This window comes from Pandoraea anhela (assembly GCF_902459655.1).
Classification (GTDB): domain Bacteria; phylum Pseudomonadota; class Gammaproteobacteria; order Burkholderiales; family Burkholderiaceae; genus Pandoraea; species Pandoraea anhela.
The window spans coordinates 293,531-314,401 of sequence record NZ_CABPSB010000004.1 but is presented as its reverse complement, the minus strand read 5'-3'; the positions used below and the strand labels follow the sequence as shown (position 1 = coordinate 314,401).

The 20,871-nt window shown below is 62.7% G+C and carries 16 protein-coding genes; 11 read left to right on the top strand and 5 right to left on the bottom strand.

Going from position 1 to position 20,871, the window contains the following annotated elements; all coding sequences use genetic code 11:
• Positions 1-10: 10 nt before the first annotated feature.
• Positions 11-1,120: an ABC transporter ATP-binding protein gene (locus PAN31108_RS08730; RefSeq protein ID WP_150668466.1), complete on the bottom strand. Its 1,110-nt coding sequence runs from the start codon at positions 1,118-1,120 to the stop codon at positions 11-13.
• 428 nt (positions 1,121-1,548) lie between these two features.
• Here PAN31108_RS08730 and PAN31108_RS08725 point away from each other — a divergent pair, with 428 nt between their 5' ends.
• From PAN31108_RS08725 to PAN31108_RS08685, 9 genes are all read left to right on the top strand, one after another.
• Entirely contained in the window at positions 1,549-3,336 is a 1,788-nt protein-coding gene (locus PAN31108_RS08725) for an ABC transporter permease (protein WP_246183845.1), read from the top strand.
• 575 nt (positions 3,337-3,911) lie between these two features.
• Positions 3,912-4,871, top strand: coding sequence for a LysR family transcriptional regulator (locus tag PAN31108_RS08720; protein WP_150668465.1), 960 nt, complete (start codon positions 3,912-3,914; stop codon positions 4,869-4,871).
• A 192-nt stretch (positions 4,872-5,063) separates the two neighbouring features.
• A complete protein-coding gene (locus PAN31108_RS08715) occupies positions 5,064-6,140 on the top strand; it encodes an ABC transporter substrate-binding protein (RefSeq protein WP_150668464.1) in 1,077 nt (358 codons plus the stop codon).
• 128 nt (positions 6,141-6,268) lie between these two features.
• Positions 6,269-8,323, top strand: coding sequence for an aconitase family protein (locus tag PAN31108_RS08710; protein WP_150668463.1), 2,055 nt, complete (start codon positions 6,269-6,271; stop codon positions 8,321-8,323).
• Between the two features lie 3 nt (positions 8,324-8,326).
• Positions 8,327-9,610, top strand: coding sequence for a CaiB/BaiF CoA transferase family protein (locus PAN31108_RS08705; protein ID WP_246183844.1), 1,284 nt, complete (start codon positions 8,327-8,329; stop codon positions 9,608-9,610).
• A gap of 109 nt (positions 9,611-9,719) precedes the next feature.
• Positions 9,720-10,802 (top strand): CaiB/BaiF CoA transferase family protein, encoded by a 1,083-nt coding sequence (locus tag PAN31108_RS08700; protein WP_150668462.1) that lies wholly within the window; start codon positions 9,720-9,722, stop codon positions 10,800-10,802.
• A gap of 419 nt (positions 10,803-11,221) precedes the next feature.
• Positions 11,222-11,935, top strand: coding sequence for a hypothetical protein (locus PAN31108_RS08695; RefSeq protein WP_246183843.1), 714 nt, complete (start codon positions 11,222-11,224; stop codon positions 11,933-11,935).
• Positions 11,936-12,042: 107 nt separating this feature from the next.
• A complete protein-coding gene (dinB, locus tag PAN31108_RS08690) occupies positions 12,043-13,191 on the top strand; it encodes a DNA polymerase IV (RefSeq protein WP_246183842.1) in 1,149 nt (382 codons plus the stop codon).
• Positions 13,192-13,223: 32 nt separating this feature from the next.
• On the top strand, positions 13,224-13,733 hold the full coding sequence (locus tag PAN31108_RS08685) for an MgtC/SapB family protein (protein ID WP_150668461.1): 510 nt from the start codon (positions 13,224-13,226) through the stop codon (positions 13,731-13,733).
• Between the two features lie 256 nt (positions 13,734-13,989).
• On the opposite strand, the gene PAN31108_RS08680 is transcribed toward PAN31108_RS08685, so the two are convergent.
• The gene (locus PAN31108_RS08680) at positions 13,990-14,445 is read right to left on the bottom strand and encodes a hypothetical protein (protein WP_150668460.1); all 456 of its coding nucleotides are present in this window, start codon (positions 14,443-14,445) and stop codon (positions 13,990-13,992) included.
• Positions 14,446-14,577: 132 nt separating this feature from the next.
• On the opposite strand from PAN31108_RS08680, the gene PAN31108_RS08675 reads away from it, so the two are divergent.
• On the top strand, positions 14,578-16,074 hold the full coding sequence (locus PAN31108_RS08675; RefSeq protein WP_150668459.1) for a cryptochrome/photolyase family protein: 1,497 nt from the start codon (positions 14,578-14,580) through the stop codon (positions 16,072-16,074).
• Positions 16,075-16,383: 309 nt separating this feature from the next.
• Here PAN31108_RS08675 and PAN31108_RS08670 read toward each other — a convergent pair whose 3' ends face one another.
• The 3 genes from PAN31108_RS08670 to PAN31108_RS08660 all read right to left on the bottom strand — a co-directional run bounded on the left by PAN31108_RS08670 (position 16,384) and on the right by PAN31108_RS08660 (position 19,658).
• Entirely contained in the window at positions 16,384-17,322 is a 939-nt protein-coding gene (locus PAN31108_RS08670; protein ID WP_174994900.1) for an urea transporter, read from the bottom strand.
• A gap of 241 nt (positions 17,323-17,563) precedes the next feature.
• On the bottom strand, positions 17,564-19,282 hold the full coding sequence (locus PAN31108_RS08665) for a glutamine--tRNA ligase/YqeY domain fusion protein (protein ID WP_150668457.1): 1,719 nt from the start codon (positions 19,280-19,282) through the stop codon (positions 17,564-17,566).
• Positions 19,283-19,457: 175 nt separating this feature from the next.
• Entirely contained in the window at positions 19,458-19,658 is a 201-nt protein-coding gene (locus PAN31108_RS08660) for a hypothetical protein (RefSeq protein ID WP_150668456.1), read from the bottom strand.
• Between the two features lie 158 nt (positions 19,659-19,816).
• Here PAN31108_RS08660 and PAN31108_RS08655 point away from each other — a divergent pair, with 158 nt between their 5' ends.
• On the top strand, positions 19,817-20,332 hold the full coding sequence (locus tag PAN31108_RS08655) for a hypothetical protein (protein WP_150668455.1): 516 nt from the start codon (positions 19,817-19,819) through the stop codon (positions 20,330-20,332).
• Positions 20,333-20,871: the final 539 nt, after the last annotated feature.

The following is a 20,871-nucleotide window of genomic DNA, read 5'->3' as shown; positions in this document are numbered from 1 at the left end:
CTTGCCGGTATCAGGCGGTGGTCGAACTCGCGGCGAACGCTACCGGATGTTGCACCGCCAGCCGCAATCCCACGCGATCGCCGGCCTCGTGCGTCAGTTCGCCGTCCACGCGGGCAACGACTTCCGCACCCGACGCCAGACGCAGCGTATACAACTGGTCGGCCCCGCGAAACGCGCGCCTTACCAGGGTGGCTTCAAACGGGCTGGCCGGGTCGTGCGAGAGGTCATCTGCCCGAAGCAGAACATCGACGCTTACCGGATAGGCGTCCCTGGCGGCGTTGCGCAGCAGCTTGTCGGCCAGGGTCGACGATACGGAAATTTCCCCGAGTTCTATCGAAATGCCACCGCCTTGCGCATTGCCGCGGAAAGTCCCGGGAATCAGTGCACCGCGTCCGATGAAGTCGGCGACGACGCGATTGGCGGGCGTACGCCAGAGGTCGCGCGCGGGCGACCACTGTGCGATCGCGCCTGCATGCATCACGCCGATGCGGTCGGCCATGGCGAACGCCTCGTGTTGATCGTGCGTGACGAGAATCGCCGTGGCGCCACTCGCGCGAATGATTTCCCGGACCTCGACGGCCAGCCGTTCGCGCAGATCGAGGTCGAGGTTCGAAAAGGGCTCGTCCAGCAGCAGCAGGGCCGGGGAGGGCGCCAGCGCACGGGCGAGCGCCACGCGTTGCTGCTGTCCGCCCGATAGCTCATGCGGATACTTCCGAAGCGCGCCCGCCAGACCGACACGCTCGGCGAGCGTCTCGACACGCACCTGACGTTCTCCGCGTGGCATGCGGCCCAGACCGAAACCGATGTTCTGGGCAACGTTCAGATGAGGGAACAGCGCATAGTCCTGAAACACGACGCCCACATGGCGGCGCTCAGGCGGCTCGCTGCTCTGCGCATTGGCGACCTCGTGGCCGTCAAGCACGATTCTCCCGCCGACCAGCGGTTCGAAGCCGCAGACGGCACGGAGCACTGTCGTCTTGCCGCACCCCGACGGGCCCAGCAGGCAACCTATCTCCCCGCGAGCAAGGGACAGTGACAGATCGCGTACTGCCGTATGAACGTGTCCTGCGGTGTCGTAATTGACGGAGATATGGTCGAGCAACAGATAGGGCAGGGGCATCGGTGTGAGAAGTATTGGTGAAGAGGCAGCGGGAACGGGAAAGAGGGCGAGGCGCGCTGCTTACTCAGCCTGCGGGCACTTTCCGTGGGTCGCTGCGTCGGAGATGCGGATGGGAATGCGTATAATTTACAACGCTTTAGACCGGAGCGTGTCTTCCGGTTCCCCTCTGCGATACGCAATGTGCGTCATAGATGGTATTTCAGGCGGTCATGGCACGCGGTCTTACGATGTCTGCCGTTAGCGTATGCATAGAGTTGTACGAGGTCGTCCGGATTCTGCTCCGGGTTCGACTCCGGGTTCGACTCCTGATTCGTCTCCTGATTCGTCTCCTGATGATTTCCCGATGTATCTCGATTGCCCCGCTAGCCATCGAGGCCGCCCAATAGATTCCGATAAATTCCTTTACCGCTTCCGATCACGATTTGCCGATGTCATCGACGCCCCCGCCCCGCGCCGCCGCAGCGTCTGCGCCCGTTGAAATGCTGACTGACGCCACACCTGTTGGCGTATCTTCCGCCCACACGACCGTCGCGCCGACCGGTGGGCAGACGCCTGCGAGCCGCCAGTCGCCGGGTTCGCCACGCCATCGTCGCCGACATGTCCGCGGCGTCGCCGGTTGGCGGCTTGTGGCATGGATCCCGGCGTTCGTCGTGCTCGTGCCGATGTTCGGCATCCTGGCGGCGCTCGGGGCCGGAGATGCGGACACGCGCGCGGTCCTCGCCCACATGCTCGACACCGTGTTGCCGGAGTATGCGCTGAATTCGCTCCGCATCTCGCTGGCAGTCAGTTGCGGCGTACTGGTGATGGGCGTGGGAAGCGCATGGCTGGTCGTGCACTACATTTTTCCCGGCCGGCGCGTGCTGGAATGGGCGTTGATCCTGCCGCTGGCGATGCCGGCCTACGTCACTGCCTACGCATATACCGACTTCCTTCAGTTTGCCGGGCCGGTTCAAACGGCATTGCGCCGGTTACTGGGAGCCGACCGGCTCGTCTGGTTCCCGGAAATCCGCTCCTGGTATGGCGCGGCGTGGGTTTTCGCCGGGGCTTTCTATCCCTACGTCTATCTGCTGGCGCGTACGGCATTCACGGAGCACAGTCAGCGCTTCTTCGAAGCCGCGCGTACGTTGGGTTGTACGCCGTTGCAAGCGTTGGTGCGCGTGGCCTTGCCGCTTGCGCGTCCGGCATTGGTGGCGGGCGTGGCCCTCGTCCTCATGGAGACCCTGGCGGATTACGGTGCCGTTGCGTACTTCGGCGTGCCGACGTTTACGACGGGCATCTATCGCGCCTGGCTCTCGATGGGCGACCGTGTGGCGGCTGCACAGTTGTCCGCCTGTCTCTTGGTTGCCGTGCTCGTCCTGCTGATCGCGGAAGCACGCAGCCGTGCGCGGCTGCGTTATTACGGTGCGCCGGGACGGGCGCCGACGACGGCACGCCGCACACATCTCAGAGGCCTGCGTGGCGGGCTTGCCACCATCGGTTGTGCGCTGCCGCTCGTCATCGGCTTCGCGCTGCCGGCGCTGATTATGTTGCGGTTGGCCGTTTCCGAGCTGGATCAGGTGCCGTGGCCACGTTATGGCGAATGGGTCTACAACACGGTGCGCCTCGCGGCAGTGGCCGCGCTCGTGGCATGCGTGTTCGCGCTCGTGCTCGGCTATGCGCAGCGACTCGCACCGGGACGCATCACACGTATCGCCGTGAGGCTCGTCGGCGTTGGGTACGCGATTCCGGGGGCGGTCATCGCGTTAGGCATCCTCACGCCGGTCTTGCATCTGGACACCTGGCTGGGGAATTTTTTCGGCGCGAACGGTCTTGTGCTCGCCGGGACCGGCGGCGTATTGATCTACGCGTACCTCGTGCGGTTTCTACCGGCCGCGCTTCAAAGCGTGGATGCGGGTTTTGCCAGAATCGCCCCGAATCTCGACGCCAGCGCCCGCAGCCTGGGGGTAGGTGGGTGGTCGATGTTGCGTCGTGTCCACTTGCCGTTGTTGCGGGGAAGCGTCTTGACGGCAGCGTTGCTTGTGTTCGTCGACGTCATGAAGGAGCTGCCCGCCACGCTCGCCTTGCGGCCATTCAATATGGATACGCTCGCTGTGATTACCAGCCACCTCGCTGCCGATGAGCGTTTGGCCGAGGCGGCGGTGCCGGCCCTGACGCTGGTACTCGTCGGGTTGCTGCCTGTGCTGGTGCTGGCCCGCGCGATCGCCCGCCGTCAGTAAGGTAGAGGCCGGCCACCGGCTCCGTCTTGGCGCCGTTTGTTAAATCTAGAAACGTTTCACAGTTGCCGCGTCGATAGCGTCGCACTATAGTCAAATCAGACCCGGCGACCATGCCGGGATGATTGAGCGTCAACAAAATGATTGCGATCGTCATTTGCAAATGTTGGCTGTTCATGGCCTTGGCGACGGCACCGCCGCCTGAGGCACCGCGCAACACGGCTGACGGCGGCTGGAGTGCCGTTCTGCTGATGGGGGCGATGCGTTAGGCGGTTGTCCTGGGAGGGATCGGCGCAAGGACATTTCACCGGACGCAGGACGTCCGATGGGAGCGTGCAACCTGTCGAGACGGCGTCGGTTCCGTGTCACTGGGGCGCTCCGGTCGTTGCTTCCCCACACCTCCCTCTAAGGTCATGGCTTCCCGATTGCCGGAGCGTGGCCTGTGATTCGTTTCGGATCACACACACGGCGCGTTGATCGGCTGTTGTTTTCGTGCGTCTTCAGGGGTGGCCCCGAGTGGCGTTTTTGCCACATGCGCCGCAAAATCGCTGTCAATGCAGTGCCTTCTGGAGACGGGCATGGCGCTATGGCGGATCGATCTCGTTTCGTTACGGTTGTTCGTCGCGGTTTGCGAAGAAAGCAGCATTGCCCGTGCGGCTGAGCGCGAGTTCATCGCGCCTTCTGCCGTCAGCAAGCGGATCAACGACCTCGAATCGCTGGTCGGCTCGGCGCTCTTGCAGCGCCATAAGTGGGGCGTCAGGGCTACCCCGGCGGGCGAAGCGTTGCTGCATCACGCACGCAATGTGCTGCGCAGCCTCGAGAAGATGCAGGGCGACCTGTCGGAATACACCAGCGGCGTACGGGGCCATATCCGCATCTTCGCCAACGTTTCCTCGATCGTCGAAACGTTGCCAGACGAACTCGGCGCTTTCCTGCGTCGGCACGAAGGGGTGAAGGTCGATCTCGAGGAGCACACCAGCGTGCAGGTCGTACGCGGCGTGGCGGACGGCGCCACGGATATCGGCATTTGCTGGGATGCCGTCGACACCCGCGACGTCGAGGTCTTTCCCTATCGCCACGACCAGATCGTGACGGTGCTGCACCGGGACCATCCGCTTGCGTGCGCACCGCAGCTGTCGTTCATCGAAACGCTGGATTTCGACCAGATCGGCGTTCATCCGGACAGCGCCATGTACACCGTGTTTCGGCGTCTGGCCGCCGAGCAGGGAAAAACCGTCAAGTTTCGTATCCATGTCTCGACGTTCGAGGCGGTGTGCCGCATGGTGCGGGCCCAACTCGGGCTGGCCATCGCGCCCCGGGAAGCGGTGGGCATCTACTCCCAGGTAACGGACGGCGAGGCGTTGCGCATGGTGCCGTTGACCGACCCATGGGCAGAGCGACGCCTCGTCGTCTGTGTTCGCCGGTACGACGCCCTACCTGTTGCGTCTCGCATGCTGGTCGATCACTTGTGTGCGCGAAACGTTGCGGGGGGGCACGGGAATCAAGGCAATCCAGGACCTGAGACGAATGACGCATGACGGGATCATCCCGTATCGGCATCCGCGCAACGCGTCTACCGAAGAACAGCCATCGTGAACCGCGACGTCTGGCATGCCGAAACACCTCTTGTCGAGGTGTCGCGGGCGGCGGATGCTCTGGGAGCCGATAGCGATTCCGGCCGACGAGCCGGGGCGCGCCTGTATCCCGCCTTATGCGGGAGGAGACACGCGATGACACATGCCGAAGCGCGCCGCGTGCGCGAAGCCGTGGGACGTCTGATTCTCGTGCTTACGCTGATGGCGTTGGGCTTTATCGCTCTCAGCCTGAGCGCCGGGGCGTCCGCTGCACCGGCCCAGCCGCTCGAAAAGCCGAAGATCACCATCGCCGTGGGCGGTAAGCCCGGCCTCTACTACTTGCCCCTCACCATCGCAGAGCGACTCGGCTACTTCGCGGACGAGGGGCTTGATGTCACCATCGAGGACTTCGCGGGCGGCTCGAAGGCGTTGCAGGCCGTCGTTGGCGGCAGCGCCGATGTGGGGACCGGTGCGTTCGAGCATACGTTGCTCATGCAGACCAAGGGACTGACCTACCAGTCGTTCGTCGTGCTTGGGGCAGCGCCGCAACTCGTGCTTGGCGTCGTCAAGCGCAGGGCCAACGAAGTGACGTCGGTCAAAGATTTGAAGGGCATGCGTGTCGGAGTGAGCGCGCCGGGGTCCAGTACGCACATGCTGGTGAGCGTTGCACTGACGAAAGTCGGACTGAAACCGACCGATGTATCGATCGTTGGCGTGGGGAGCAGTGCGACCGTCGTAGCCGCGACGCGCAGCGGAGAAATCGACGCGGTTTCCAATGTGGATCCGATGATGACGTTGTTGCAGGAGTCGGGCGACGTGAAGGTGCTGATCGATACACGTACGCAGGCAGGCACCCGCGCAATGTTCGGTGGTCCGATGCCTGCGGCCGTGATGTATGCACCCCAAAACTTCATTCAGAAAAATCCGAGAACGGTACAGGCATTAGCGAACGCGATCGTGCGGGCCGACAAGTGGCTGCAACATGCATCGGCAGCGCAATTGCTCAAGACGGTGCCCGAGCCTTATCTGCTCGGCAACAAGGTGCTCTATCTCAAGGCGTTCGCCAATTGTCGTGAGGCCTTCTCCCCCGACGGCATGATGCCGGCCGATGGGCCGGCGACGGCGCTCAGGGCGCTGAGCGCCTTCTCACCCGAGGTTCAACGGTCGCAGATCCGGTTGGGCGACACGTGGACGAATACGTTTGCCACGCAGGCGAATCGCCAATACCCCTGAGTGTTGTCTGACGAACGAGCGTTTGGACATCATGACTTTACTTTTCCCTCGCTGTCGCCTGCGGCGTCGGCACGTAACTTGCAATTCCAACGGGTGAACCCATGCGGGAACATTCGAGGAGCGATCTCATGCAAGCCACCGTGCAATTGAATGGTCGGGTGCTGTGGTTGAGCGACCGGGCCGAGGCGATTGACCGCCAACTGGCCGGCGAAGTATTGACGCGGGCAGAGGCCGGCGCGCTGCGCGACCAGATATCCACCGACGAAATCACGCCCGCCCGCGCGTGTCTTGCGTTCGACGAGTCGCTGGGCGACTACGCTTACGTGGGCTTACGGTGCAACGAAGACACCGCAGACCCGGCGGGCGTTTTTCCCGTCAAGCCGAAGGCGGTGCGCGAAGGAGGCTTCGCGTTGTCGGTGGCCGGGCTGCGGCGAGGCAAAGGCTCGTCGCGAGAGGCGAGTCCGTTTGCCGAATGGTGCGCAGGCATCCGTATCGTGATTGCGGAAAGCTTCGAGCGCATTTATGCGCAAAATTGCCAGAACCTGGGGCTGCTGATGTCGACCGATCTCACGCTGGCGGAGCGGTTGCAGAACGGGGAGGCAATCCCGATCGACGCATTTCTCGAGGATTGCGATCCGTTGGGCGAGGCTGTCGTGCGCAGCGGCGGGCTGTTCGGTTATACGCGACGGCGGTTGTCGGGCGATATCGCGCCGCCGCAGCCTGCGCATGCGGCGGGCGCCATGACCTACGGCGAAAAGATCGTCGCGAAAGCGTTGGGCGTTGCCCGCGTAAGGGCGGGAGATGCGGTGTTCGTCCCCGCAAGCTGGCGTTTTTCTCATGAATACGTCACGCCGATGGCAGTGAGCTTCCTGCGCCACGCATTCGGCGGCGACGTCCCTGAATTGCACGAGCCGGCCACGGTGCTGTGCTTCGAGGATCATCTGACACATCTGGACGCGCTTTCAGAAGATGGCAGCCGCTCACCGCAGATCGTGGATGCGGCGCAGCGTTTAGGTACGGTCCAACGCGAGTTTTGCGCGCAATACGGTCTGCGTCTTCATGGACGCGCCGCAGGCGGCGGCTCGGAGGGGATATGCCATGCGCTGATGCTGGAGCGCTATGCGCTGCCGGGACAAGTCATTGTCGGCACGGACTCTCACACGCCCCATTGCGGCGCCATCGGCGCTTTCGCTTTCGGTGTGGGCGCCACGGAGATGGCGAATGCCTGGCTGACCGGGGATGCGCGACTTGCGGTGCCCGGCACCTGCCTTGTCCATCTGCGCTCGCGCTTGCCGGCGGGCGTGGGTGCGAAGGATCTCGCCTTGCATCTGCTTCATTTGCCGTACATCCGCGATGGCCGCGCGATCGGGCAAATCATCGAATTCTCCGGTGAGGCCGTAGCACACTTGTCGACCGACGAGCGCGCCACGCTGACCAACATGGTGGCCGAGATCGGAGGGCTGACCGGGCTGATCGTGCCCGACGACGAAACCGTACGGTATTTGCGGGAGCGACGCGGAATCGAAGTAACGCTGGAGGCGTGGATGACGAGCGATACGCAGGCGTCGTATGCGCATGTGATTGAAATCGATTGTGCGCAGTTAGGTGCGATGGTGGCGAGTCCCGGAGATCCGGGGAACGGCGTGGCGCTGGCCGAGCTCTCGGCGGCAGTACCGATCGATATCGCTTATGGCGGATCGTGTACCGGGAGCAAGCGCGACGATCTGCGGGCGTGCCACGACGTGCTCGCCTGGGGACTGTCGCAAGGCCACCGCGTCGCCGATGGCGTGCGCTTTTATTTGCAGTATGGAAGCGAAGACGTTCGCCAATGGTGCGAGGCGCAGGGCTACGCAGCTGTGTTCACGGCCGCAGGCGTAACGATGCTGTCACCGGGCTGCGGGGCCTGTGTCAACGCGGGGCCCGGCGTTTCGACGGCATCGGACGACGTCGTCATCAGTGCGCAGAACCGGAACTTCCCCGGACGCTCAGGCCCGGGGCAAATGTGGCTGGGCAGTCCGGCCACGGTGGCGGCGAGTGCCCTGGCGGGGTATATCGTCGGCTTCGATCAATTACGACGCGATGGATTCGCTTCTCACACGGCGCACACTGCGCGCACCGTGCACACGGCTTGCACGCCGGCGTGGCGCAGCGGTGAGGCGTCACGAGCGGGTCCCGGAGGTTAGCCGATGCAGGACGCATCTCCCACGGCGCCAATGCCGTTGAAAGGCATTCGAGTCGTGGAGTTTTCTCATATGGTCATGGGGCCGGCGTGCGGTATGGTGCTCGGCGATCTCGGTGCCGACGTCATCAAGGTCGAGCCGGTCGGTGGCGACGCCACGCGGCGTCTGCTAGGGACCGGCGCGGGTTTTTTTCGAACGTTCAACCGCAATAAGCGTAGCCTCGCCGTGGACATCACTCGCCCCGAGGGCCGGGAATTGATCCTGCGGCTGGTCGGTACGGCGGATGTACTCACGGAGAATTTCAAACCCGGGCGCATGCGTCAGATCGGATTGGATTATGCGACCGTGTCGCGGTTGAACCCGGCGCTCGTCTACGTCTCGCTCAAAGGCTTTCTGCCCGGTCCTTATGCGGCGCGTACGGCACTTGATGAAGTCGTGCAGATGATGGCGGGACTTGCGTATATGACGGGCCCCCCTGGACAACCGTTGCGTGCGGGGACATCGGTCAACGACATCATGGGCGGCGTATTCGGCGCGCTCGCCGCATTGGCGGCGCTCTATGAACGCAAGACGACGGGCAGAGGGCAGGAAGTGCAGGGAGCGCTCTTCGAGAATTGCGTTCTGCTTGCGGCGCAGCACATGCAGCAGTACGCAGTTACCGGCACCGCCCCCGACCCGATGCCGGCGCGCGTGTCCGCCTGGGGTGTTTACGACGTGTTCGCCGCACGCGATGGTGTCCAGATATTCCTGGCCGTCGTCAGCGATAGTCAATGGCGCGTTTTCTGCGACGTGTTCGGCCGTCAGGATCTTGCGGACGACCCGAGACTCGCGACGAACAACGACCGGGTGCTTGCCCGGGATTGGTTGCTGCCGTTGCTGCGCGACATGATGCGGGGTTTCGACGCCGATTACCTCGCTGCGGCGTTCGAGCGCCACGGGCTGCCGTTTGCGCCGATCGTGAAGCCGGAGGCATTGTTCGACGATCCCCACTTGCTGGCGAGCGGTGGTCTGGGCGATCTGACGACCCCCGACGGCGAGCGTACGCAGGTGCCGTTGCTACCGATCACCATGGCAGGGCAACGCCTGCCGGCGCGCCGTCCATTAGCGGCGTCAGGCGAACACACGAATGAGATTCTGCGGGATCTGGGATATCTCGATAACCAGATCGCGCGCCTGTTGAGCGAGGGGGTGGTGGCGGGACCGGCGGACGGATCGATGCCGGACGACGTATCCGGTGCGGGCGACCCCGCCGGTCCCGTTTTTGGGCAAGACGGTGCCAGTCGCCGCTGAAGGGCTCGGTTTTTAGGCATTGTCCGAAGGACTTCGGCGTGTTGTCTGCTTGCGGCGCCATGGACGAGCGCGGTACGGTACGAACATCCACCGTCACCACATCCACGCCATGACCGAAGCTCTCGACGCCGCCAATGCCCGCGAATCGTTTTCGTCGCATGATGCACCGGACAGACCGCTGTCCGGTGTGACCGTCCTTGATCTGACGCGCCTTTTGCCGGGCCCGCTGGCCGGATTGCGTCTCGCGGAAATGGGGGCGCATGTCATTAAGATCGAAGACAAGGGCGCAGGTGACTATGCCCGCGAGATGATGTTGCGTGAAGGGGAGTCTGCCCCTGGCGCATTCTGGCGACTGCTCAACCGTGGCAAGTCGGTCGAGCGACTCGACCTCAAGCAGGCCGACGACCGTGCGATTTTTCTGGATCATGTCGCCCATGCGGACATCTTGATCGAAGGGTTCCGGCCTGGCGTCATGGCGCGATTGGGGTTCGATTTCGAGACACTGGCGCGCATTCGGCCTTCGCTGGTGATGGCGTCGATTTCGGGCTACGGGCAGCAAGGGGCGATGTCGCAAGCAGCCGGGCACGACATCAACTACATCGGCTACGCGGGCGTGCTCGATCAACTCAGCGACGCGAGGGATGCGCCCATCGTGCCGAATTTTCAGATTGGAGACCTGTACGGCGGCGCACAAGCGGCCGTGCAATCGGTGCTGGCGGCGCTCGTCGCCGCGCAACGTACCGGACGCGGGCGCTGGCTCGATATCTCGATGACGCACGAAGTGTTTCGTTCGAACCTCGTTCCTGCGGTCGCGCTTCACTGTCGAGGCAAGGCTTCGCGCGCGGGCAGGGATTTGTTGAACGGCGGCGTGCCGTGCTATCAGGTGTATCGCACGCTCGACGGCCGCTATATGGCCGTGGGCGCGCTTGAACTGAAGTTCTGGGAGACGTTGTGCGATGTACTCGAACGCAGCGATTGGAAACCGCGTCACTGGTCGCTCGGGCAAGCGATCGGTGGCGAGGACGCCTTAACGCTTCAGGCTGAGTTAGCGGTCGTGTTCGCCAGCGCTTCGCAAGCGGACTGGACGGCGCGTTTCGCCAAAGCCGATTGCTGTGTGACACCGGTACTGCGCCTTGAGGAGGCGATGGCGCATCCGCTGTTTGCGCAAACGCGAGAGGCGTTGCTGCCCTGATGCGAAGACGCCGACTCGCTTGGGGCGATGGCTGAGGGCGGTTCTGACGGCATTCGCTGCACTAGATTCATAGATTCATAGATTCATAGATTCATAGATTCATAGATTCATAGATGCGCAGGAGGTCACACAGGCGATAGGCTCGGGAGAGCACGCGATGGCGAGTGAAGGTACGGGTAACGGGTTGATCAGGTCGCCTGATAATAATCCGTTACCGAATGTCACAATTTTTCGTCGGGCGTAGACGCGAAAGAAGGGCGTTGATCGCGTAGAGTCTTTGCTGACTCAAAGACGGCACCGTTATGAATCGAAGGCTTGCTTCGCTCCCACCACGGCCATCGCCGGTTCGCGCAGCGCGACGGTGGCGGGCAGCGGTCGTTGTCACGAGGGCTGCCACGGGGGGCGCCAGGAGCGTTGCCATGAGTGCTGCCATGATGGCAGTCATATGTGCGGGCTGCGCCTCGTATCAGGACGTCCCGGTGGATCACGGCAAGGTGCGCTCGACGTCGATGACGACCGCAGATCTCGCGCAGACGGATATCAATCGCATGGCCACGCTGGGCATGCGCGCGAACCTGGAGAGCTTGTTTCTACTGGCCGACAAGCTCTATAAGCGAAATCCCCGTGAGTGGCGCAAGCGTGGTGTGGCGACGCAAGCCGATGCGCTCGCACAGTTGCGTGCCGCCGTCGAGGGACGTCGCACGCTGGCAGAGTTGAAGGATCTCCGGGACGTGAGGGCATTGTCGCTGTCTTTGGACCCGACGTTCAGCGGAGATCGCGTTGCTGCGTTCGTCTACAGTCTTGCCGACACGATCATCGCGGCGCATGGGGGAACGACGGTGTTCTACCTGAGTGACGGGCTGGACGCGCAACGCATTTACAACGCAGCTCGCAATGTGGAAATTGCGGCGTGGTTATTGGCGAGTCGTCGCGACATGACGGGCAAACCGCTACTGCTGGCCAACGAGATCGGTGACGTACGCAATGTCAGCTTCGAGCGTGAGTTCGGCAAGATCATCGGCCGGCTCGATCTCCTCGCGGAGATGCTCGACGAGAAGTATCGACGTGCCGGCATCGGTTATGTGCAGAACTTGTTAGGGGCGCAATTCCTTCAGTTCTTGCCAGTACGGTGACTCGTCGGCGAGCCGTGCGTCGATACGATGGCCGGAACAACTGTAACCGATGAAGCGCATGAAATGTGCGAATGCTGTATATTTGCACAGTATTTTCGCCGCCCACCATGACAGAGTCCCTGCGCAAGATTATTCATTGCGACGCCGATTGTTTTTACGCTTCCGTCGAGATGCGTGACGATCCGTCGCTGCGCGGAATTCCGCTGGCCGTGGGCGGCCAGCCGGATCAGCGCGGTGTCGTGGCCACATGCAATTACGAGGCGCGAGCCTTCGGGGTGCGCTCTGCCATGCCGTCAGCACAAGCCTTGAAACTCTGCCCGGCGCTTCGCATCATTCCGCCCTCGATGCAGCGCTATCAGGACGCATCGAAGCGGATCATGGCAATCTATCGCGATTATACGGATCTGGTCGAACCGTTGTCGCTGGACGAGGCGTATCTGGATGTCACCGATAGTGAGCACTGCGGTGGGTCGGCTACGCTGATTGCGCGAGAAATCCGGGCACGTGTCGCATCGGAAGTCGGACTGACGGTGTCGGCGGGCGTGGCGCCCAACAAGTTCATCGCCAAGATCGCCAGCGACTGGCGCAAGCCCGATGGCATGTTTGTCGTAAAGCCTGCGCAAGTCGATGCGTTCGTCGCCGTGCTGCCCGTCGAACGGCTGTTTGGGGTTGGCAAGGTCACGGCCGAGAAACTACGTGCGCTGGGCGTGGATTCCTGCGCAGATTTGCGCAGCCACTCGATGGCTGATCTGACCGAACGCTTCGGGGTGTTCGGCCAACGCTTGTTCGAGCGCTGTCGCGGAATCGATACGCGTGAGGTCAGCCCGGATCGCGAACGCAAGTCCATCAGCGTCGAGACGACTTATACGCGTGATCTTCGAACGTTGGCGGAGTGTGAGGCGGCGCTCGACCCTTTGCTTCGTCAATTGACCGAGCGGATCGGTCGGGCGCGTCGCAACGAGCCATTGGCCATCGCCAAGGTGTTCGTCAAGATTCGCTTCGCGGATTTTTCGCGCACGACGGCGGAGGCCGGCGCACTTGGCGTCGACCCGGCGCAATGCCGTGAGCTGCTGGCCGAGGCCGTGGGGCGAAAACGTCGTCCGGTTCGATTGATGGGCGTGGGGGTGCGACTGCTCGAAGCACAGGCGTCACGCCAGTTGCGCTTGTTCGACGATTGGGACGACGGGCACGACGCACTGCATCGGCCGGATCACGCATCGCTTTCGTCGAGCGATAATGCCACGACACAGACTTGAATCTTGAATCGCGCAGACAAGCGAGGTGAGGGATGGCAGAGATCATCGAAGTCACGTTGCGGCTCACCGCTGCTCTGATACTCGGCGGATTGGTCGGACTTAACCGGAATCTGCATCACAAGTCCGTCGGCTTGCGGACACTGGCCATCGTGTCCTTTGGATCGGCCTTGTTCGTGCTCGCCGTCGTACCGTTCCCGGGGACGGCGTTGCCCTATGACGGATCGTCGGTAAGCCGGGTCGTGCAGGGTATCGTGGCCGGGATCGGCTTTCTCGGTGCCGGGTGCATCGTCCGGCCCAGCCACGGCGCGTCGGTCCATGGTTTCACGACCGCGGCGGCGCTTTGGAGCACGACGGGGATCGGCATCATTTGTGGTCTCGGGCGCTGGCATATCGCGCTAGTGGCCATGGTCCTGCTGCTTATCGTGCTGGCGCTCGGCGGGCGTCTCGAGTCGCTCGCACACCGATGGTTGGGGCACGACGAGTCGGAAAATCGCTCGCCGGACGGGGACGCGCCGGCGCCGCGTGTGCGCGACGACAAGTGACCTCGACGCTTTTGCGGAAGACGCACATCGCAGTCTCCTCACCCTGAACGTCCTGGGCAAATTCTTGTGGATGCCGAAGAAAAATGCCCGCCGAAGCGGGCAAATGACGTTGTCGCAGTACCCCCAAAAGGACGTAAGAGGGCGATTTCATTTTGGTCACCTGCCCGTATTTCGCCAATCGGGGCTTGCCCGATTAGGGAAAGCACGTTCGGGTCACTACGTAACTGAAGCGTGCGATTGAAGTTGGTGCTTGACTTCATTGAAGCGCGCGCAACTCCGTGGCGCGTGCGCGGGCCACGCGCAGTCCATCGGCCTGAAGTGTCAGGGTGGCGGCGTCGGCTTGCTGGGCGGCGTCCGATGATGAGGTGTACGTCACGATGGCTGCCTGACGCTCGCGGCGAAATCGCTCGGTAATCGGTGCGCATTCGGCGGCGGCTTCGTCGGCCAGACGGGCGGGGTCCGGCACGAGATGGATGTACCGCGCGACGTGGCCGTAGAGGCAGGTGCGGTATTGGTCCGCAGCGGCGTCGGCCGCGGCCAGATGACGCTCGCGCAACGTGGCGGCGTCCGGGGCCGTCTGGCGCGCTGCCGTTGAATCGCCGTGGGGTTTCGATGGGGCGGCGCAGCCGGCGAGGATAATGACGGCCGCCGCGCTGCAAAGGGTCGGCGCGATGCGGCGCAGGCAGACCGAAATCGGATACTTCCGAGTCATGAGGTAATCAAGGCCGATGGCGTAAAGTCCACGATCTCGCTATGTTACGGGATCTGGCGGATTCCTCCCGGATTCTGCAAAACACCTGCGACTTAACCAGACAGCGGCGCACTTCGGTCGCGCCATTCGGACATGAGCGAATTTCAAAAAGGGTTGGTATGGCTGCGGCGCGATCTGCGCTGCTCGGACAATGCGACGCTGGCGCAAGCGCTTGCGACCTGCGGCGAGGTGTATGTCGCATTCGTTTTCGATACGACGATCCTCGAAGCCTTGTCGCGCGACGACCGTCGTGTGGCATTCATTCACGACAGCGTCGGCGAGTTGGCGAAGACCTTGGGGGACGCCGGCGGTGGCCTCATCGTCCTGCACGGCGATCCGACGCGGGAAATCCCAGCGCTGGCCAAATCGCTCGGTGTGCAGGCGGTGTTTGCCGGTCGCGATTACGAGCCTGCGGCTGTCGCCCGCGACCGCGCTGTCGCGCGTTCGCTTGAGGATTCGGATATCGCGTTCGAGACGGTCAAGGATCAGGTGATCTTCGAGATGAACGAGATTCTGACGGCGCAGGGTGAGCCCTACAGTGTTTTCACGCCGTATTCGCGCGCGTGGCTCAAGCAGGTCCGCCCCGTCGATCTGGCGCCTCACGGTCGGCCGGCCGATCTCAAGCGGCTGGCAAAACCATCGCGCGGTGCGGGGGATATGCCTTCATTGGCATCGATGGGATTCGACATACCGGCGGCGCGCCGCATGGCGATTCGCGCGGGGGAGTCGGGCGCACGCCAGTTGCTCGACGACTTTCTGCCCCGCATGCCGCATTACCACGAACGGCGCGATTATCCGGCGGTGCGAGGGCCGAGCTATCTGTCGGTACATCTGCGTTTCGGCACGATCTCGATCCGAACGCTGGCGCGCGAGGCGCATGCGGCCATGCTGCAGGGCGGTGAGGCCGGCAATGGCGCGAAGACATGGCTCAACGAGCTGATCTGGCGCGAGTTTTATTTCATGATCCTGCACCATCACCCCGAAGTCGTGGGCAACGCATTCAAGCCGGCTTACGACGCGATCGAGTGGGCCACAGGCAAGGCCGCCGATGCCCTCTTTGTGGCATGGTGCGAAGGGCGCACAGGGTATCCGCTGGTCGATGCCGCCATGCGCCAGATCAACCAGACCGGATACATGCACAACCGGTTGCGCATGGTCACGGCCAGCTTTCTGGTCAAAGATCTGGGAATCGACTGGCGACGCGGGGAAGCGTATTTCGCCCGTCAGTTGAACGATTTCGACCTGGCGGCCAACAATGGCGGCTGGCAGTGGGCGGCGTCCACAGGTTGCGATGCGCAACCGTATTTTCGTATCTTCAATCCGATCACGCAGTCGGAAAAATTCGATCCGGAAGGCCGCTTCATCCGGAAATACGTTCCCGAACTGGCCAATTTGTCGGATAAGGCGATTCATGCGCCGTGGCGTGCCGACGCGCAGGCGCTGGCGGACGCCAAAGTGACGCTCGGGCGCGACTATCCGCAGCCCCTCGTTGCCCACGATATCGCGCGCAAGGAGACGCTGGCGCGGTACGCCGTCGTGAAAACCCCTGCGGCGTCGACCGGGGCGGGCGGCGAATCCGGTGACGACTGAGTCCCCCAGGGGGCTTCCGGATCCGTGTATACCCCGGTCAACTTTTGTCGTCGTCGGCCGTTGATAGGGGTACGGCACGCAAGAGGCCTGGGCTTCGATATCGGTTCGCAACGTCGGGGGGCGTTAGCGGACGTGGGAGGAAGCAATAAAACAACAGATGATGTGCTCGACATGCTCAGCATTGAGCAAGGGCAGGCCAAAACCACACGGGGAAGCTGGAGAAAATCCTTGGCCGCACAGACGGCAGCTTCGAACCACGGGGTTCGCGTTGAGCGAGTGCCCGGAACGTCAGCGTTCCGGGCATTTTTTTTAGGCGTTGCGCGCTCGCTTGCGTATTGCAGCGACACTCAGCACAAGCCAGACGGCGAGGTTGAACGGCAAAGTGAAATAGGGCCAGCCCAACGGCGCCAACCATGTGCCCAGCATGACGCAAATCGCCGCAGCCAGCATGGCGCCGGTCAGGCGATGCTTAGGGGGATGTCCGAAAACCCCGAGTCCAAGCGCGGCGAGGAAAGCGTTGACGCCGACCCCGCCGGCCTGAATGGCCATGGGCGGCCAATGCTTCGACATTGCCGTGAAGATCATCCAGACCGCGACCGCTGCCGCTAACGCCCACAGCGTGGCTCGCAAGTCCCAGAGCGCCAGCAAGTACCAGGTCAGCAGCCCTAACACCAGCGGCGCGATGAAGACGACCTGGCCCACGGCACAAAAGACGAAGCCCGGTGTAGCGGCGTCACACGACAGTGCACCGATGCGTGGCGTCAGTGCAAGCCAGGGCTGCGCGGCCCAGGATAGCGTCATGGCCGCCACGAAGGGCCCCGTCAGGGCGGGCAGCCGGTGTCGGGCAAGCATGGCGGTCACGACGACGGTCATGCCGCTGCACACGGTCAGCCAGGCGGCGAAGGTGGCGTCCGGTTGCCATAACGCGCCGAACGCGATGCCCGTCAGTGCGCTGTTATAGCCAAGCAGGCCCGCCCGGCGTTGATCGCGCGGCAAGCGTAACGCGATGGCGAAACCCGATGCGGCTGCGCTGGCGGCCCACCCCGTCACGGCAGCCGGCAGGTCGGCCAGTGCCAGCACAGCCAACAGCAACGCGCCGAGGCCGGCCGACGGCATAAAGTAAATCTGTGCAAAGTTGGACATCGTCGCGCGCAGCTCGGCAATCAGCCAGCGCTGCTTGCCGACCGGCGACGGCGAGGCGACCGGTGTGGGCGGCGTCGATACGGAAGACGAGCGTGGCACGGACATGGTCGGAACGACGACAGGGTGGGCAGACCCGACAATAGCGACTTGGGCCTCCATCGGGTCGGGCTGCGATGATCCGAGGGGCGATGGCCGCGAGCTTACGCCGAACCCTCATTGCCGGGCGAGTTGCCTCGTTATAGTCGGTATTTGAATTGCCGATACCACGTGTCGGCACTGCCGAAAAACAAAACCCGCGCACGAGGGCGCGGGTTTGATTCAGCGAGGATCGAATGTCCGGGGTGGCTTACTTGCCGCCGCCCTTGGCCGGCTTCACCGCCCAACTGTCCTTGAGCGAGACGATCCGGTTGAAAACAGGTTTCCCCGGCGCCGAATCGTGACGGTCCGCGACGAAGTACCCGTGACGCTCGAATTGCACGCGATCTTCCGGAGCGAAGTTCAGCATGCCCGGCTCGACGTAGGCTTGCGTCACGCGTTTGGCGTTCGGATTGATGGCGTCGAGGAAGTTCTTGTCGCCGGCATCCGGATTCGGATCGAGGAACAGGCGGTCATAGATGCGGACTTCCGCAGCCAGCGCATGCGGTGCACTGACCCAGTGAATATTGCCCTTGACCTTGTAGTTGTCCGCGCCCGGCGTACCCGAACGGCTGTCTTCGAAGTAATTGCAGTGCACGGCCGTCACGTTGCCGTCGGCATCCGTATCGAAGCCCGTGCATTCCACCACATACCCGTAGCGCAGGCGCACCTTGTTGCCCGGGAACAGACGGAAGAAGCCCTTGACCGGCTCGGCCTGGAAGTCCTCGCGCTCGATCCACAGCTCGCGTGAGATCGGGAACGTACGCATGCCGCGCTCAGGGAAGTGCGGATGCACCGGTGCCTGACAGTCCTCCTGTTTGCCCTCGGGGTAGTTGTCGATGACGAGTTTGAGCGGGTCGAGCACCGCAGTGGCGCGCGGGGCCTTCGGGTCGAGGTCGTCGCGCAGTGCCTGTTCGAGAATGCTCATGTCGATCCACGACGCCGACTTGGCCACGCCGATGCGATCGCAGAACAGTTGCAGACTCTCGGGGGAGAAGCCACGACGGCGCAGACCGACGAGCGTCGGCATGCGGGGATCGTCCCAACCGTCGACGTGCTTTTCGTCGACCAACTGACGCAGCTTGCGCTTGCTCGTGATGGCGTACGTCAATTGCAAACGGGCGAATTCGATCTGCTGCGGTGTCGGGCGGGTGAACATGCCCGCGTCAGCCAACTCGCCGAGCACCCAGTCGTAGAACGGACGCTGATCTTCGAACTCCAGCGTGCACAAGCTGTGGGTGATGTTCTCGATGGCATCTTCGAGCGGGTGCGCGTACGTGTACATCGGGTAGATGCACCAGGCGTCGCCCGTTCGGTGGTGATGCGCGTGACGAATACGATAGATGGCCGGGTCGCGCAGGTTGATGTTGGGCGACGCCATGTCGATCTTCGCACGCAGCACATGCGTGCCATCGGCAAACTCGCCCGCGCGCATGCGGCGGAACAGGTCCAGGTTCTCCTCGACCGAGCGGCTGCGGAATGGCGAATCCTTGCCGGGTTCGACGAGCGTGCCGCGATTGGCGCGCATGTCTTCGGCGCTCTGACTGTCGACGTAAGCCTTGCCACGCTGAATCAGAATCTCGGCGGCTTGATACAGTTGCTCGAAGTAGTCGCTCGCGAAGTAAAGATGCTCCTTCTGCGGGGTTTGATAGCTGAAGCCGAGCCACTTGACCATGTCGATGATCGAGTCGACGTATTCGGTTTCTTCCTTCTCGGGGTTCGTGTCGTCGAAGCGCAGATGGCACACGCCATCGTAGTCGCGCGCGATACCGAAATTCACGCAGATGGCCTTGGCGTGACCGATGTGCAGATAGCCGTTCGGCTCCGGCGGGAAGCGCGTTTCGACGCGCTGGCCCCATTTGCCCGAACGATTGTCCTCGTCAATGATGTTGCGGATGAAATTGGATGCCGCGTTCAGCTCTGTGCTCATGCCTGTCCAGTGTTTGGAGTTTGGCGAATATTCTACCGTACCGCACTGCACCACGGGCGAGCGTCATCTCGGCGCCACGCGACGTCACGTAAAGGACCACCGCATGACGCGACATCGCACCATGATGTCGCGTCATGCCGGGTCATGCCGCTCCGTGTCGATTCATTTCGCAGACTCAGCTCGACTGGACCGGCGCGCCCTGGCCCGGCCAGTTGGCGTACGAGAGCAGCCAGAGCGAAATGATGTTGACGATCGGGATGAAGGCCAGCACGGTGAACCAGGGCGATAAGCCGAGCCGGGAAAGAATGCGCCACACCGGTATGCCGATGAGCACGATGCTGACGAGCAAAGCGAGAAAGCCGGATGTATTACCCATGAGACATCTCCCTAAGCGGCCCGCCCAATGCGAGGCCTGCCGACAAGTATAAGGAAGACGACCGGCTCACCCGGACATGTTTCCCGGATTGTGTCCTATGCTGGAAACACTGCCGGTCGTGCCGGCGGCTCTGTGAGCGTCCCTCAACGGAGGAAATCATGGAACTGCATCTCAGCTCGCATCGCTATACGCACCGCTCGCCGGACTGGGCGGCTGCCGCTGTCGCCGGCTTTGTGGCCTGCGCCTTCTTTTCCGCCGTCGAAATGCTCATGGTGCTGCTCGTCTCGGGCCAAAGCCCGTGGGTGCCGCCCCGTATGGTGGCAGCCATCGTGCTGGGTCCGGGGATTGTGTCGCAGCCCGCCACGTTCGACCTGTCCATCGTCGCCATGGCGTTGATGGTCCATGCGGCCATCGGTGTCGTGCTGGGCGTGGTGCTGGGGGCGATCATCGCACCGTTCCGGCTCGATTCGGACGTCGTCACCGTGTCGATTGCCGGCGGGATCTTCGGCTTGATCGTCTATGTCGTGAACTTCTATGTGATGACCCAGATGTTCCCGTGGTTCATCGCGTCGCGCGGGTGGGCGATGGTAGCCGGCCACGTGATTTTCGGCGCGTTCGCGGGGTACATGTACTGGGTGCTGCGGCAAATGGACGACGCTCAGGCGTCGCCCTGATCGCGGGCCGGCCCATGACGGGGCGACGCACTTTGGTGCAGCCCCGACATTTTTCTGATATGATTCGTCAACTGCATTCATCCGCCCGTCAACTTCGGGTGCGTTAGACGCAGTCCACGTGGCATAAAATGCCCGGCGGATGCCGAATCCGCCCGGTGTCGGCCAGCGTGTGGCACGAAAATCACTACAGATGTGTCGCACGATAGGTGTCGACGCATGTCACTCTGAACGCTTAGACGTTCGAGTCGCCGTTACGAAAAGACGGTCGACCATCGTTCCCCGAAACAGGAAGTCGTAAAGAACGCTCGAATGGCGCGTGGTTTTGCGCGTCGTCGGTGCGCATACGGTCTTGCGCCGTGTGCAACGTTCCGTCGCGTTCGTTGTCGTATGTCAGTCACCTTTTTGTCGTGCGACTGTCATATTTGACAGCTACGCTGCGTGCACTTCACGGAAACATTTGTGCAAATTTGCACTCTCAACACCGTAAGCCGATTCGAGAGGGATAGTTATTAGTCAAATTTTTTGCAGTAAAGAAGGAT